At 59.3% G+C, this 15,623-nt stretch carries 16 protein-coding genes and 1 pseudogene; 14 read left to right on the top strand and 3 right to left on the bottom strand.

Annotated features, from left to right (window positions below):
- Window positions 1–117: 117 nt before the first annotated feature.
- The 3 genes and pseudogenes from EET67_RS24155 to EET67_RS24165 all read left to right on the top strand — a co-directional run.
- Window positions 118–588, top strand: a pseudogene (locus EET67_RS24155) (recombinase family protein); the annotation flags it as partial.
- 347 nt (window positions 589–935) lie between these two features.
- On the top strand, window positions 936–1,202 hold the full coding sequence (locus EET67_RS24160; RefSeq protein WP_128628749.1) for a type II toxin-antitoxin system Phd/YefM family antitoxin: 267 nt from the start codon (window positions 936–938) through the stop codon (window positions 1,200–1,202).
- Window positions 1,199–1,621, top strand: a complete 423-nt coding sequence (locus EET67_RS24165) for a type II toxin-antitoxin system VapC family toxin (RefSeq protein WP_128628750.1) — start codon at window positions 1,199–1,201, stop codon at window positions 1,619–1,621. Before EET67_RS24160 ends, EET67_RS24165 begins: the two co-directional genes overlap by 4 nt.
- Window positions 1,622–1,764: 143 nt before the next feature.
- Here the strand turns inward: EET67_RS24165 and repC are convergent, their stop codons facing one another.
- The 3 genes from repC to repA all read right to left on the bottom strand — a co-directional run bounded on the left by repC (window position 1,765) and on the right by repA (window position 5,488).
- Window positions 1,765–3,069 (bottom strand): plasmid replication protein RepC, encoded by a 1,305-nt coding sequence (repC, locus tag EET67_RS24170; RefSeq protein WP_128628751.1) that lies wholly within the window; start codon window positions 3,067–3,069, stop codon window positions 1,765–1,767.
- 163 nt (window positions 3,070–3,232) lie between these two features.
- The gene (gene repB / locus EET67_RS24175; protein WP_128628752.1) at window positions 3,233–4,228 is read right to left on the bottom strand and encodes a plasmid partitioning protein RepB; all 996 of its coding nucleotides are present in this window, start codon (window positions 4,226–4,228) and stop codon (window positions 3,233–3,235) included.
- A 72-nt stretch (window positions 4,229–4,300) separates the two neighbouring features.
- Window positions 4,301–5,488, bottom strand: a complete 1,188-nt coding sequence (gene repA / locus EET67_RS24180; protein ID WP_128628753.1) for a plasmid partitioning protein RepA — start codon at window positions 5,486–5,488, stop codon at window positions 4,301–4,303.
- A gap of 467 nt (window positions 5,489–5,955) precedes the next feature.
- Here repA and trbB point away from each other — a divergent pair, with 467 nt between their 5' ends.
- From trbB to trbI, 11 genes are read left to right on the top strand one after another with little or no spacing between them, the layout of a single operon-like run.
- A complete protein-coding gene (trbB, locus tag EET67_RS24185; protein ID WP_128628754.1) occupies window positions 5,956–6,924 on the top strand; it encodes a P-type conjugative transfer ATPase TrbB in 969 nt (322 codons plus the stop codon).
- Window positions 6,914–7,282 carry a TrbC/VirB2 family protein gene (locus EET67_RS24190; protein ID WP_128628755.1) on the top strand — a complete coding sequence of 123 codons (369 nt, stop codon included), beginning with the start codon at window positions 6,914–6,916 and terminating at the stop codon, window positions 7,280–7,282. The genes trbB and EET67_RS24190 overlap by 11 nt, the downstream gene beginning before the upstream one ends.
- Window positions 7,275–7,574 (top strand): conjugal transfer protein TrbD, encoded by a 300-nt coding sequence (locus tag EET67_RS24195; protein WP_128628756.1) that lies wholly within the window; start codon window positions 7,275–7,277, stop codon window positions 7,572–7,574. The genes EET67_RS24190 and EET67_RS24195 overlap by 8 nt, the downstream gene beginning before the upstream one ends.
- A 7-nt stretch (window positions 7,575–7,581) precedes the next feature.
- Complete coding sequence (locus tag EET67_RS24200; protein WP_128628757.1) at window positions 7,582–10,032, top strand: conjugal transfer protein TrbE; 2,451 nt, start codon at window positions 7,582–7,584, stop codon at window positions 10,030–10,032.
- A 31-nt stretch (window positions 10,033–10,063) separates the two neighbouring features.
- Window positions 10,064–10,804, top strand: a complete 741-nt coding sequence (gene trbJ / locus EET67_RS24205; RefSeq protein WP_245451210.1) for a P-type conjugative transfer protein TrbJ — start codon at window positions 10,064–10,066, stop codon at window positions 10,802–10,804.
- Complete coding sequence (locus EET67_RS24210; protein WP_165900030.1) at window positions 10,801–11,010, top strand: TrbJ/VirB5 family protein; 210 nt, start codon at window positions 10,801–10,803, stop codon at window positions 11,008–11,010. The genes trbJ and EET67_RS24210 overlap by 4 nt, the downstream gene beginning before the upstream one ends.
- Window positions 10,991–12,157, top strand: a complete 1,167-nt coding sequence (gene trbL / locus EET67_RS24215) for a P-type conjugative transfer protein TrbL (RefSeq protein WP_128628760.1) — start codon at window positions 10,991–10,993, stop codon at window positions 12,155–12,157. Before EET67_RS24210 ends, trbL begins: the two co-directional genes overlap by 20 nt.
- Before the next feature lie 10 nt (window positions 12,158–12,167).
- A complete protein-coding gene (locus EET67_RS24220) occupies window positions 12,168–12,830 on the top strand; it encodes a conjugal transfer protein TrbF (protein WP_128628761.1) in 663 nt (220 codons plus the stop codon).
- A 20-nt stretch (window positions 12,831–12,850) separates the two neighbouring features.
- Window positions 12,851–13,675, top strand: a complete 825-nt coding sequence (gene trbG, locus EET67_RS24225; protein WP_128628762.1) for a P-type conjugative transfer protein TrbG — start codon at window positions 12,851–12,853, stop codon at window positions 13,673–13,675.
- Between the two features lie 4 nt (window positions 13,676–13,679).
- On the top strand, window positions 13,680–14,147 hold the full coding sequence (gene trbH, locus EET67_RS24230) for a conjugal transfer protein TrbH (protein ID WP_128628763.1): 468 nt from the start codon (window positions 13,680–13,682) through the stop codon (window positions 14,145–14,147).
- On the top strand, window positions 14,144–15,448 hold the full coding sequence (trbI, locus tag EET67_RS24235; protein ID WP_128628764.1) for an IncP-type conjugal transfer protein TrbI: 1,305 nt from the start codon (window positions 14,144–14,146) through the stop codon (window positions 15,446–15,448). The genes trbH and trbI overlap by 4 nt, the downstream gene beginning before the upstream one ends.
- Window positions 15,449–15,623 lie beyond the last annotated feature (175 nt).

Below are 15,623 nucleotides of genomic sequence, written 5' to 3' on the forward strand. Positions count from 1 at the left end.
CGGCGATCAGGTTCCAGAATGTCCGGTCATAGATGCCCTTTTTGAAATGCGGTCAATCAAGCGTTCCCGCTCCGTTCAAGCTTAGCGTACGATTTCGAGCAGCTCTTGTTCTGACCCCATCCCGGAATTCGCGAGCGTCGGCCGGAGGCGCTGGCGAAGATGACCGCGGCGCAAAAGGCTGCATATGGCGAACGGGTCCAAGCGACGGCAAGCCAATGGCTTCCAACAGTGCGGCGTATGCGGCCGGACCATACCTGGGACGACATTGCCCGTGTCCTGAAGCAGCGCGGGCTCGACTGGACACCAGAACGCCTTCGAAGAGCAGTCAGATGGATGGTCTCCGAAGGCATGGCCGACGCGGCACTGCTGCGCAAATCCCCTCCCCGGCTTCCAGAAGATCGCCTGATGACGCTGGTGACCGGCATCCATGCATCCAATCCCAGGCTGACATTGCGCGAAATCGCCAGTCAGCTCGAGCGTTTGCATGAGCGCACACCACGCGGCGGAACCAAATGGGCTCCATCATCGGTCAAGAACCTGCTCGATCGCGCAAGACGTTCCGGCCTTCTTGTCAGCGAGACGGCGTGATCTGCGGCTAAACCAGGCCAACGAGGATACCGCCTTCGGTCGTTGTATTCGCGTCCTTCCATTGATCCATCCATTTCCACCCATTTCGATGCCAAGCCGGTTGCGGTAAATCGATGCGAGCTCGCGCCGGTGCGAGCGAGCGTGGACATCTGCCAGAACGCGAACGCTCGGAAGCCGCTTGGCACATCAGCACGGAGATAACCGGCAAGTATCGGCGGCGCCGAGATAGATCCAAGTGAACCCGACAAAGGCGAACGGACTTTGGAAAGCCCCATACCCTACCCTGTTGCGGTTCGATCGCAGCCCTTATATAGTCACGATAGTTATTATAGTCACCGGAGGTTAGCATGCTACCCGCTCCTAAAGAAGATACCAATTGGACAGTCGCAAGCGCAAAAGCCCGCCTTTCGCAGGTTATTGAACGTGCCCAATCCTCTCCACAAACCATCACCCGCAACGGAAAACCAAGTGTTGTCGTCGTCTCGGCCGAAGAATGGGAACGAAAAACCGCCCGCAAAGGAACACTCGCGGAGTTCTTGCTGGACTCTCCGCTGCGCGGTGTCGATCTGGACCTTGAACGACTGCGTGACGAACCGCGTGATCTGCCGCTGTGAGGCTCCTGCTCGACACCAACGTCCTATCGGAGGTCACCAAACCCTCGCCCGACCCACGCGTCCTCGGATGGTTGGACGCACTCGATGAGGACCGAACATTCCTCAGCGTGGTATCGATTGCTGAAATCCGGCGCGGCGTAGTCCTCATGGACCAAGGTCGGCGCCGCGATGCCCTGACGGAATGGCTCTCGCAAGACCTGCCTCAACGCTTCGCACAACGGGTTCTGCCGATAGATGAGGCAGTGGCTATGGCTTGGGGAGACCTGATGGGCGTTGCAAAGCGCCGCGGTCGTGGTCTTTCGTCGATGGATGGGCTGATCGCTGCCACCGCTATCTCGCAAAGCCTCACCCTGGCAACGCGCAACATAAAGGATTTCGACGGTTTCGGGATCGATCTCTATAATCCATGGGTGCCGTGAACTGCGCTGCGCACCGGACCCGGCGAGTAGAACGACGTGATCTTTGACGGCATAACTCCCCGATACGCGTGTCGTCGTGCTGCTCTCACCGTCACGCTTCGGTAATGCGTCGATTGGCTCTTGCCTGGTAGGTGTCCTCTCGATCATTGGTTCAGCTTTCGCAGGCTTTTCAGAAGCGAATCCGACACCTCGAGCCGTGAGCCGGGCTCAGATATCGCGTTTTCGGAAGGTCTGTCCCGCTTTCCTTCATCCAGCTTGGCGCGCAGGAGCGCCATGACCATCGGCCAGGTCGAGAATTTTCCTTCCCGCGCCTTGTCGGTCAGGCTGCGCAAATACCCGCCGGCGCTGTTGATCTGGTCGGACCTTTGATAGATCGCCGCCAGCGCAATTGCCGCCTGAACCTCGCCCATGACCTCGCGGGCCTCCTGCCAGGCGCTGGGACTGATGCCGAGCATGGTGCGGACCAATTCTGCGGCCGCAAGAAAATCACGCCAGTGGCGGATTTCGCCCGTCTGGCCAGCATCCCGCAGGTTCGGGCACGCATCCAGCACAATGCTCAGTGGCAAATCCCGTTTCGGCAGGCTCCGTACGTTGTCGGTTTCCGCAGCGCTGCCGCTCGCTTCATTTTTTTCTCCAGGGCCGTATTCAGATTCAGATGGGGATTCTGGATTTGAATTCTGTATGTGGCGGTCAGATTGAGACTCATTGGCGTTCGGATTCTGTGTTTTCGTGAAAGATTCCAATACGTCACGTATCTCCGCGTGCAGTTCATGGAGCTCCGCGCAGATGTCCTCAATGAGCTGCCTCGAGGCCGTGCGCGGAAGCCTGCTGATGACCGCCTGGTATGTCTGAAGCACCCTGCCCCAGTTCCCCGGCACTCCTTCCTCGATCCCTACGTCGATCATCTTGACGATATCGCGCCGTAGCAACGTCAGGCGCTCCCTGGCTACGCGGAACGCCTTCTTCTCCGCTTGCACCGCCTCCGCTAGGTCCCTGAACTCCGCGGCACGGGCGACGATCGGCGACAGATCGAAGCCATAGGCCTGCTCGATCTCCCCTGCCCTGCTCCGCCGCGCGAAGCGCTTGCCATTCGGGCTGTCCCTGCGGATGATCAATCCGCATTCGACCAGAACCGAAAGATGGCGCCGAAGCGTCGCCGGCGAGATCCCGTTGGCGCGAGCAATCAGCTGCTCGTTCGACGGCCAGACGATGAGTTCGCTTGTCGCCGAGAGTTCCGTTTCCCTGTGAAACGACAGCAAGGCATTGAGGATCGCCAGCGAGCGATCCGTCGCACCGAGCAATTCGCGGGCTTCACGAATGTGCTGGAAAACCTGCCATTTGTTGGCGATTGCCTCTTGCGGCATCGCCTTTGCGGTTGCCTGGCTTGCAATCTGGCCAAGCGTCATAGCTCGCCGCCCAAAGGGCGTCGTTGAGATATGCGTCTGCATTATCCTTCACCTATCGCTAGGCAAAAGAAATCCGGCCTCCAAAACGGCTTCTCAGGCCGGGTTGGACTTGACACTGATTCGCGGAAGTGGGATTCTCTAAGTCGCCAAACTAAAGAGAAGGTCTTCCGGAATTTCGTTTTCGGGGGCCTTTTTCTTTTGCGGGTTAGCCTCCTTCGCTGATGGTACTGGTTCGCCCGCGAAACGCCTCGTAAAGTTGATCGAGGTTTTCGGACAGGAACTCACCGAACTCACGTGCATCGGCGTTCTTGGATTTCACCGCCATAGTGAAGCGCTTTCCATCGCCGATCATTTCCGCTGACATCGATGCATCTCGTGGTGCCCAACTGCGTTTTACGGGCTTTGGCTTGGCACGTTTTCGTGATGTGGCCGACTTTAAGCGCTGGACCAAAAGGTCAAAACGGGCCTCGCTCGCGACCGACGCGAAGCCGTCTTCGGCCACCAATGTAACCGCGAGTTCAAGATTGGCCGGGTTGTCGAGCAACAGCTTAAGATCATACCAGCGATCCCTACCAACTGCCTTGGCTTCACCGATGCCATCCAGAATCGCTTCTGGCAAACTTGCGACTGACAGCATCTTAGAAAGAGTAGTGCGGTCTACCGACAGCGCACTAAGGATGGTGGCGTTGTCTTCGTCATATCGCAGCCGGGCGACATCCGCCGCAAAACGCGCCCTTTCAATAAATGGTACGTTCGCCCGAGCGGAATTCTCATGGCCCAAAGCAAGGACATGCTCGCGGTCTTGCATGTCCTTAACGATCGCTCTGACCTTCCGCCCGAGTGTTTTTGCTACCTTCAGCCGCCTGTGTCCAAAGACGACCATGTAGCGCCCTGGGGCGCTGGAGTGAGGGCGGACGAGGATCGGCGAATTCTGTCCGCCTGCCCGGATAGCCTCAAGCAGTTCCGCAAATTCCTCCTCGTCGTCCGCGCGCCGATCCCGGACGAACGATGGGTCGATTAAGTCCGGCTCGATCTCAACGATTGTTTCTCCTTCGACCAGTTTGTCGGCACGAGCAGCCATCTCATCAAGGGAGTTCAGAATGGATCGAGACGCTCCCTTTGCTGCATACTGCACGGCAGATGGCGTCGCCAGCCTTTCGCCGTCATCGAGAATGCTCGCGAATGGGTTTTTACGAGCCATTACCAGCCCTCTCAAACTTACCTACACGCTTGATAATATAAGGGTTTTCCTTGATATTTACGGCAGTCAACATTACAGCCGTCCCCATGCTTGATGAATAAGCGTCTGGATTTCAAAATTTACCGCATCGAGTGACTCAATCGCTCGATCATAGGTGTCCCGATTAAAGTTCGCGCGCTCTACCTCGTAGAGTGTCTGCTTCGTCAGACCAGCATCGGAGATGGCGGTCGACTTCAACATTGGGTTCTTGAGTATCTCCTCGGCGAGCATCGACTGCATAAATCCGAGCAACTGAGCCTGCGGAATGTCAGTCGGCTCGAAGCGGGTGATGAGATACCGCAGCCAGTCCATTTTCACTGGCGCGCCCTTTTCTCGGATCGTCTTGACGAAATTGCCGAGCATCAGCAGAAATTGACTCATCGACATGAGGTCAAGCATCTGCGGATGGACAGTTATCAATACCGATGTTGATGCAGTCAGCGCCGTCAATGTTAAGAAGCCGAGTTGCGGAGGGCAGTCGATCACCACTACATCATAGCGATCATCGACTTCCTCCAAGGCGCGGCCAAGACGCGTGTAAAACCTCTTCCCTTCGTTGGATGTCTGCATCGAAAGAGGCGTGTCGTACTCATATTCCTGGAGTTCAAGGTTTGCAGGAATAATGTCCAGCAATGGGAAGTTCGTCGACATGATAACGTCAGTTACCGAACGCCGTTTGTCGTCATATCTAATCGCATCATAGAGTGATGGATTGCGATCCAACTCGGGCTGGAAGCCGTGCAATGCAGAAAGGGACGCCTGTGGATCGAGATCCACGGCGAGTACACGATGTCCGGTCAATGCAAGATGCTGGCCAAGATGTGCCGCTGTCGTTGTTTTACCTGAGCCGCCCTTGAAGTTTACGACAGCGATAACCTGCAGCTTCTCACCAGCTTTGCGGAAGGGGGCGTATTTTTTGGAATCTGAGCGGCCATTTTTGTCAAGATAGTCGCGCAACTCGATCATCTGCTCGGCCGTATAGAACCGGCGACCACCCGAGGCTATGTGCGGCTCCGGGCCTTTCCCTTCAAGATGCAAACGCTTCAGATTATTAGGGCTAACGCCGAGATAGTGCGCTACTTCCGCCATCGGGAACCGGCGCAAGGTTTTCTTGGCGTTTGGCGGGAATTTCTCAAGACGGAGTTGATCGAGCTTCCGCGAAATCTCGGCACCTTGCGCCAAGATCTTCTCGTCGAACTCAAATGACGGAAGCGCACTCATTCCTATCCTGCCCTCAATGATAATAGCGCCAAAAACCATATTTGGCCGTATTTAGCGCCAGTATCCGCGATTCTACCGGGTTGGCAAGAAGAATAAGGTTAACAACATCTTAATCGAGCGCGCTGGTAGTCACTAGCCGAGCCTCGCAAAGAGGCAATTAACGCTATGAATCCGGCTAGTTAGCTTATCAGGAGTTCCCTACTTCCCTCTGAAACCAACCCGGCATTTATGCCGGGGAAACGCACCCAACTAAATATCTCATTCGCTTCCGCACTGAGCGTCGGCTCCAAGAATGACTGCGACTCATTGAGTCCATACCCGGCATTTATGCCGGGCTGACCCTACTGCGAATTTGATGTTGATGTCGCGCCACCAGCCGGGGAGCCGCCATTGACCATTCGACGCCACGCCACATCGCACCACACTTATCCGTCTTCAATCGCATTGCGAGGTGGGCCGCACTCAACATGAAGGCGTCACGCTCCCATCACCGACTCGTGCGCAAGCTGCAGGATGCACTTGGCGAAACCATTTGCCTGGCCTTGGAGGACACCTCCGTTGTCGAGATCATGCTGAACCCGGACGGGCGATTATTCGTCGAACGGCTGGGGCAGGGGATCGACAGTATGGGTGAGCTACAGCCTGGGGCCGCCGAAATCATCATCGGCAGTGTCGCGCATGCGCTTCAGACGGAAGCCGATGAAGACCAGCCTATCATTTCCGGAGAGTTGCCGATCGGCGGCCACCGCTTCGAGGGGTTGTTGCCGCCAGTCGTGGCGGGCCCGAGCTTCACCATCCGCAAACGGGCATCGCGCCTGATCCCGCTAGATGACTATGTGCACAGTTCGATTATGAGGGCGGAGCAGGCGACACTTATCCGTAATGCCATCGATGCCCGCCTCAACATCGTCATTTCCGGCGGCACGGGTTCCGGCAAGACCACGCTGGCCAATGCGGTTATCGCGGAGATGGTGCGCACATCGCCCGAACACCGGCTGGTGATCCTGGAGGATACGGCCGAGATCCAGTGCGCCGCCGAGAACGCCGTCCAGCTCCATACTGCTGATACGGTCGACATGGCACGGCTTTTGAAGAGTACCATGCGGTTGCGACCCGATCGCATCATCGTCGGCGAGGTTCGCGACGGCGCGGCGCTCACCATGCTCAAGGCGTGGAACACTGGCCATCCGGGCGGCATCACCACCATTCACGCCAACAATGCGTTTTCAGCCCTGCGCAGGCTCGAGCAACTTACCGCCGAGGCAAGCCAGCAGCCTATGCACGACGTCATCGGCGAAGCCGTGGACCTTGTGGTGTCAATCGAGCGCACACCGACCGGCCGGCGGGTACGCGAGGTGATCCACGTCGAGGCCTGGCGCGACGGGAATTACCAAATTGAGACTTATTCAGAAAAGGGCCGCCTCGATGCCGCATAACAAGACCGTCGCCTTTCTGACGGTGACCTTCATCATCTTTGCCCTGTCGAGCGCGCCCGCACTTGCGTCGGGCGGTGGCGGGCTACCGTGGGAAGGGCCGTTGCAACAGATCCAGCAGTCGATCACCGGGCCGGTGGCCGGGTTCATCGCACTCGCCGCGGTCGCCGTCGCCGGCGGGATGCTGATCTTCGGCGGCGAGCTGAACGATTTTGCGCGAAGGCTGATGTATGTGGTCCTCGTCGCCGGCATCCTGCTCGGCGCAACTCAGATCGTCGGCCTGTTCGGCGCCTCCGGCGCATCGATCGGTACAGTCGACTCCCTGCAACCAGCCGGGGCAGGGGAGGGGAGAAATGGCTGAGCCAATTGCGCCGCTTGCACGATCCCGCATTCACCGGGCGCTGTCGCGCCCGAACCATTTGATGGGCGCCGATCGTGAACTGGTCCTGCTGACCGGTCTTGCGACGGTGATCCTGATCTTTGTGGTGCTGACCTGGTTCTCGGCACTGCTGGGCATCGCAATCTGGATCGGTGTCGTCAGCGCGCTGCGGATAATGGCCAAGGCCGATCCGATGATGCGGCAGGTCTATCTGCGCCATATCCGATATCGACAGGCCTATAGGCCGACCTCATCGCCCTGGCGCAAGTACTGAGACGCTGATGGTCGCCCTTCGTCAGTTCCGCAATACAAATCCGTCCTTTTCCGATCTTCTCCCCTACGCCGGGCTGGTCGACGATGGTGTGATCCTGCTCAAGGACGGGAGTCTGATGGCGGGCTGGTACTTTGCCGGCCCGGATTCGGAAAGCTCGACCAATCCCGAGCGCAACGAAGTATCGCGTCAGATCAACGCAATCCTGTCGCGGCTCGGCTCCGGCTGGATGATCCAGGTCGAGGCCGTACGCGTGTCGACCGATTCCTATCCGTCACGCGAAGATTGTCATTTTCCGGATGCTGTGACCGCAGCGATCGATAATGAGCGGCGCGCGCATTTCGAGGCCGAGCGGGGCCATTATGAAAGCCAGCATGCGCTGATCCTCACCTATCGGCCGCCCGAACGGCGGCGCTCGGCCATGACCCGTTACATCTATTCCGACGCCGAGAGCCGCTCCGAAACCTATGCCGACACAGTGCTTGACAGTTTCCGGACATCGATCCGCGAGGTCGAGCAGTATCTGGCCAACGTGCTGTCGATCCGCCGCATGGTCACGCGGACCGTCATCGATCCCGAGACCGGCCGCGAGGCCCGCTATGACGAGCTTTTTCAGTTCATCCGGTTTTGCATCGTCGGGGAAAATCATCCGATCCGGCTGCCGGAAATCCCGATGTATCTCGACTGGCTGGCGACAGCCGAGTTCCACCATGGACTGTCACCGATGGTCGACGGCCAGTATCTGGCCGTTATTGCCATAGACGGCTTTCCGGCCGAAAGCTGGCCGGGCATTTTGAACCTGCTCGACGCGATGCCGCTGACCTATCGCTGGTCGAGCCGCTTCGTCTTCCTCGATGAGCAGGAAGCGCGGCAAAAGCTCGAGCGCACCCGCAAGAAGTGGCAGCAGAAGGTGCGGCCCTTCTTCGACCAGCTGTTCCAGACCCAGAGCCGGTCGGTCGACCAGGACGCCATGCTGATGGTGGTCGAGGCAGAAGACGCCATCGCCGAGGCCTCATCGCAACTGGTAGCCTATGGCTACTATACGCCGGTCATCGTGATGTTCGATCGTGACGACGACCAACTGCGTGAACAGGCCGAGGCGGTGCGCCGGCTGATCCAAGCGGAAGGGTTCGGGGCGCGCATCGAGACACTCAACGCCTCCGAAGCGTATCTCGGTTCACTGCCGGGCAACTGGTACGCCAACATCCGCGAACCGCTGATCAACACGCGCAACCTCGCCGACCTCATCCCGGTCAATTCGGTATGGTCGGGCAGTGCCACAGCACCATGTCCATTCTATCCGCCCGCCTCACCGCCGCTGCTGCAGGTCGCCAGCGGGTCCACCCCGTTTCGACTGAACCTTCATGTCGATGATGTCGGCCACACGCTGGTGTTTGGCCCGACCGGTTCCGGTAAATCGACTTTGCTCGCCCTGATCGCTGCCCAGTTCCGGCGCTACCGCGATGCGCAGGTCTTTGCCTTCGACAAGGGCAAATCGCTCCTGCCGCTGACATTGGCTTCCGGCGGCGACCACTATGAAATCGGGGCAGGGGAGGGCGACGCCATGCTCGCCTTCTGCCCGCTGGCTGAACTTGACAGCGACGGGGATCGGGCCTGGGCGGCCGAGTGGGTCGAGACGCTGGTCGCCATGCAAGGCGTGACCATCACACCCGATCATCGCAATGCGATTTCACGCCAGATCAGGTTGATGGCTTCGGCGCCCGGCCGCTCACTGTCCGATTTCGTGAGTGGTGTGCAGCTGCGCGAGATCAAGGATGCCCTGCATCACTACACGGTCGACGGGGCAATGGGTCAGTTGCTCGATGCCGAACAGGATGGCCTGACATTGGGCACATTCCAGTGCTTCGAGGTCGAAGAGCTGATGAATATGGGCGAGCGCAATCTCGTGCCGGTCCTGCTCTATCTCTTCCGGCGGATTGAAAAGCGTCTCACCGGTGCGCCAAGCCTGATCATGCTGGATGAAGCCTGGCTGATGCTGGGCCATCCGACATTCAGGGACAAGATCCGCGAATGGTTGAAAGTGCTGCGCAAGGCCAATTGCGCGGTCCTGTTGGCCACGCAGTCGATTTCGGACGCTGAGCGCTCCGGCATTATCGACGTGCTGAAGGAAAGCTGCCCAACGAAGATCTGCCTGCCGAATGGCGCGGCACGTGAACCGGGCACACGCGAGTTCTATCAGCGCATCGGCTTCAACGAGCGCCAGATCGAGATCGTGGCATTGGCTACGCCCAAGCGCGAATATTACGTCGCCTCGCCAGAGGGTCGACGCCTTTTCGACATGGCGCTCGGGCCTGTCGCGCTGTCCTTCGTCGGCGCCGCCGGCAAGGACGACCTCAAACGCGTCCAGCAGCTTCACCACGACCACGGCTCATACTGGCCGGCGGTCTGGCTTACGGAAAGGGGGGTCGGCAATGTCGAAACCATTCTCGCACACCGCTAGGATTGCTATTACCGCGCTTGGGATCATCGGCATGATCCCATCTGCGCCTGCTTATGCCGGAGCCGTCACCGGACAAGCGACGGAATGGACGCAACTGCTCAACAATTCCGAGCTGGTGGGCCTGGTCGGCCAGTCGGCGGAGCAAATCCAGAACCAGGTACAGCAGATCACCCAACTGGCCGAGCAAATCCAGAACCAGATCCGAATCTACGAAAACATGCTGCAAAACACCCTGCAGCTTCCCAGCCATATCTGGGGACAGGTGGAAAGCGATCTCACCCGCCTTCAGGGTCTCGTCAATCAGGGACAGGGGATCGCGTTCTCAATGGGCAATATCGATGACGTCCTGAAGCAGCGGTTCCAGAGCTTCGCCGAGTTCAAGAGCGGCCTTGCCAATGACGCGAGCTTCTCGTCGAGCTATCAGGACTGGTCCGACACCAATCGCGACACCATCGCGTCGACATTGCGCGCCGCCGGCTTCACCGCAGAACAATTCGGCAGCGAGGAAGCGACCATGTCGCAGTTACGCTCCATGTCGCAAAGCGCGGTCGGCCAGATGCAGGCCCTTCAGGTCGGACACCAGATCGCAGCCCAGCAGGTTGCGCAATCCCAGAAGCTGCGCGGGCTCGTGTCACAGCAAATGACAATGATGGCCACCTGGTATCAATCCGAGCAGGCAGCAAAGGACCTCGCCCAGACACGGCGCGAGGAATTCTTCAGGTCAACCGCCCCGTCAACTTCTGGCGGTCAGATGATGGAGCCTCGCTGGTGAACAGGATCGTCCTCATTATTGCAGTCATTATCGTGGTGGTCGGCATTGCCGTAACGTTCTGGATTGTCATGGGTCCTGCTGGCACGCCAGAGCCCGCGGCGCCAGCCGCCATTGCCCCCCAGCAGTTCGATACGACCGGCGGCCAAGAAATGCGGCCGCGCTGGGGCGCCCAAGAGGAGCAGGGCAATGACGCCGCCGGTGATTAGGGCGGCAGTCATTGCTCTGCTTACCCTGTCGATCCTGATTGAGCCGGCCATCGCCCAGGACGGCTCACTCTTGACCAACCTGGAAAACGAAGTCGCAAGTGCTGCCCAGGGGTGGGAAACAACCGTCCTGCAGGCGGCCCGTTCACTGTTCTGGATCCTTGCCGGTATCGAGATCGGCATTGCCGCTGTCTGGCTGTCGCTGGCGGCCGCCTCGCTCGACACCTGGTTTGCCGAACTGGTGCGACGCATCATGTTTATCGGCCTGTTCGTCTTCATCCTCGAACAGGGGCCAACCTTCGCCAAGGCGATGGTCGACAGTCTGTTCCAGATCGGTGCTGGCGGCGGTTCCGCCTCGCCCGCCAATGTCTTCAATGCCGGTCTCCAGGTGGCCAGCGCCATGTCGAGCAAGGCTCAGTTCGGGCTGTTCGAAGATAATGCGCTCGCCGTCGCCGCCGTCTTTGCCATGATCGTTGTCGTCATCTGCTTCAGCCTCGTCGCGGCGATCTTCATCTCGGTGATGGTGGAAATGTATGTCGGCCTGCTTGCCGGCATGATCATGCTGGGCCTCGGAGGCTCGAGCTTCACCAAAGACTTTGCTGTCCGCTACCTCGTCTATGCCTTCAGCGTCGGGATGAAGCTGATGGCTCTTGTCATGATCGCGCGCATTGGATCTCAGGTGCTGGTCAATCTGGCCAGCGGCCCATCCGGCACCGACGAGTATTTGTCGACGCTCGCCATCGCCGGCATTTCCGTCGTCGTCTTCATCATCTCAATCTATGTGCCCAACATCATTCAGGGCGTCGTGCAGGGTGTTTCGGTGACTGGCGGTATGGAGACCATCCGCCATGGCGGACAGGCCGCAAGTTTCGCGGTCGGCGGAGCGGCACTCGCTGCGGGAGGCGCAAAGACAGGGGCGGCAGCCTATTCAGACGCCCGCGCCGGCGGCGCCTCGTTCGGCGCCGCCGCGCTCAAAGGCATGGCGTCAGGCGCCGGTGCGGCAGGCAGCGCGCTGGCTGGCGCCGCGCGTGACAAGGCCATCGGCGTGCCCGGCACATGGGGGGCGTCAACGCTCGGCCTTGCCAATTCCAAACTCGACCAGGCCCAGGGGCGACCGAGCCGCAAACCCTCTAGCGACGACAAGGCGTGAATGACAGGACATGGCTACCCGCAACCCACCCGAAAACCCCTATCTTGCCGCGCGCCAGGAGTGGAACGAGCGCTACGGTTCCTATGTGAACGCAGCACGTTCATGGCGTATTGTCGGCATCACCGGCATGCTGATGGCGGTGATCGGCTTCTCCTATGCGCTTTATCAAAGCACACAGGTCAAACTCGTCCCCTATATCGTCGAGGTCGATCGTCTGGGCACGGCCGCCAGCGCCGGGTTTCCGCAGCAGATCGAATATGCAGATGCCCGCGTCGTGCGCGCCACACTCGGCTCCTTCGTGAGCAATTTCCGCTCGGTGACACCTGATGCGGTTGTCCAGAAGCAATATATCGATCGCACCTATGCGCTGCTGCGTACCTCCGACCCGGCCACCGAGAAGATCAATGCCTGGTTCAGGGGCAATTCCCCCTTCGATCGCGCGCTCACCATGACAGTCGCCATCGAGGTGACCAACATCGTGCCGCTGTCGAACCAGAGCTATCAGGTCGACTGGACCGAGTTTCAGCGGGATCGGCAAGGCAAGGAACTCGGCACCCGTCGCTACCGTGGCATCGCCACCGTGACGCTGACCCCGCCCCAGGACGAGGCTGTCATCCGCTTCAATCCGATCGGGCTCTATCTGAAAGATTTCGAGTGGACGGCGCAACTGTGAGTGCCCCGCAGGAGAGTATCATGATCATATCCAGGACGCGGGGCATCATCCTGTGCGCCGCCCTGCTCTTATCCGCAGCACCGGCAGTTGCCCAGGCACAAGCGCTGAATGCCAATGAGATGCGAGGAACGAACCTCTCCGGTCAATGGCAGTCGGGGAGGGGGGTCGTTACCCGCGGCAATGACGGCAAGGTGATTTTCCTGTTCGGCGAGGTTCAGCCCTCGGTCGTATGTTCACCCCTTCAGGTCTGCGATATCGAGCTTCAGGCCGGCGAAATCGTCCGTGATGTTCTTCTTGGCGACACGGTGCGCTGGAAAGTCGAACCGGCAACCTCCGGCGCACCCGGTGGGCAGGCCATACATCTGATCGTCAAGCCATCCGAGGCCGGGCTCGTCACCTCGATGGTGATAACGACGTCGCGGCGCACCTATCACATTCAGCTTAAGTCCCATCAGAGTCAGTATATGGCGCGTGTCGGCTTCGAATATCCCGAGGACGTCAACGCCCGGTTTGCTGAAATCAGCGCGCGCATGGAAGCCAGCATCGTCCCGGGCGCTGGCATTGCCGCCGACCAGCTCAATTTCGCGTTCCGGATGAGCGGTTCGGCGCGCTGGCGTCCAACGCGGATCTATAGCGACGGCCAGAAAACCTACATCCAGTTTCCATCCTCGCTGTCTGGCCAGGATGCTCCTGTGCTGTTTGTCGTGTCCGGAGGTGAAAACCGCATCGTCAACTACCGGATGAACGGTTCCATGATGGTGGTCGATTATTACATCGATCACGCCATTCTCGTTTCCGGCGTCGGTCGCCAGCGGCAAAAGATTACCATCCGGCGGGGAGGGTAGGGGGATGCGCGGATTTTCCTTATTTGGCCGCCTCGCTGCTGCTCTTATATGCGCCGGCCTTCTCTCCGGTTGCCAAACGTTGGGACAGGCGGGCCTGATCCAAAGCACGGTAACAGCACAGCTGACGCCGGAAGCCGCCAGCAGCATTGCCAGCGACATGGTGGGCAGGCTTGCCGAACAGGTCGGGCCTGGCAACACCACGATTCGGTTCACGCCCGACGGCTCGATATTCGGTCAGGCGCTTCAGGCATCCCTGCAAAGCTGGGGTTACGCCATCGTTACAGATCAAAAGACCGACGAGGCAAATATCCTCGCTCTCGCCTATACGGTCGACGAGTTTGAGGGAGCCGTCCTGGCCAGGCTGTCGACATTGCGCTTTGACCTGACCCGCATGTATAAGCCCGGCACCGAAGGTGCTTTGCCGGTTAGCCCGCTGTCGGTCCAACAGCATGGTTCGGCAGGCACGGCATGACGCAATCGCTGAAGCTTGGCGGTGAGACGACCGCATCCGCTCCGAAGATCCGCCGCCTCAACCGGTTGCCGATTATCGGAGCCATTGCTCTGGTGGTGATTTTCCTTGCTGTCATCTTCTATGGGCTGACATCGCGCGGGCTTCGTTTTCGTGACAATGGGGACGCCGGCTCGGCTGGATCACAATCGGCATCGACCTATGCCGACCAGCTCACCCGCGGCGTCCCGGACGGCATTATCGGTGAGCCGATCCAGCCACAATTTCAGCCGCGACCAATCGAGACGGGCGAAGCGGCGACCAATCCTTTCCCAGCAACGAACCCCCCCGCCCGAACTGAACAGCAACCGCCGACCTCGCAACTCGAGCCGGAAGAGGTTTGGCGAGCAAGGCTCGAACGAGAGCAGCACGAACAGTATTTGCGCGAGCAGCATCGGCAGCGCATGGCGCGGTTACAGGCCAATGACGCAGCCTACGATTCTCCGATCGCTGTCAGCATCAACGAACTCAACCACGGTCCAGCCACTGGCACAGGGGCAGTCGCAACTTCTTCCCCTGCTGGACAATCAGCACGGCCGACAAGCGCGCTCGATCTCTACGCCGCCGCCATGCAAAGTGGCATGACTGGCGTCAACAGCGACCCGAACGGGCAGGCCGGAAAGGAGCGGTTCTTCAATCAGCACATCGCGGAACTCGGCTATCTTCCAAATCCGGTCGTGCCACAGATGTCACCCTATGAACTGAAACGCGGCTCCGTCATCCCGGCTACGCTCATAACCGGCATCAACTCCGATCTTCCTGGACGCATCACCGCCCAGGTCAGCCAGAACGTCTATGACAGTGCTACGGGCCGCCATCTGCTGATCCCGCAGGGGGCAAAGTTGTTCGGCCGTTACGACTCTAATGTGTCGTTCGGGCAAAACCGTGTACTGGTTATCTGGACCGATATCATATTCCCGAACGGTTCCACGCTCCAGCTCGGCGGCATGGCCGGAACCGATTCTGCAGGCTATGGCGGGTTCAACGATCATGTCGATAACCACTATTTCCGGACCTTCGGATCTGCGGTCCTCGTGGCCCTTATCGGCGCCGGCACAGAAATGATGATCCCCCAGGATCGCAACGCGTTCGGCACGTCCAACAGCGTCGAGGACGCCGCCAGGCGCTCCTTTGCCGAGACCTTCGGGCAAATGTCACAGCAAACACTGTCACGCAACCTCAATGTCCAGCCGACGCTGAAAATCCGCCCGGGATACCGATTCAATGTCCTCGTCGACCAGGACATCATCCTACACCCGCAATGACTGCGCCGAACATTCCATGCTGCCACTGCGAGATAGACGACCGAAATGGGGCCGAAGAACGAACCGCTGCGCGGGAGGGCGCCTGCGGTTGAGGTAGAGGACACTGGCCAGACGTCGCGCTTGCATTGAGCGTCGTGCGGTGGCGGCAGAGCATGACGGGCTTCTTCAACAAGGA

The organism is Borborobacter arsenicus (assembly GCF_003934165.1).
GTDB lineage: Bacteria > Pseudomonadota > Alphaproteobacteria > Rhizobiales > Rhizobiaceae > Pseudaminobacter > Pseudaminobacter arsenicus.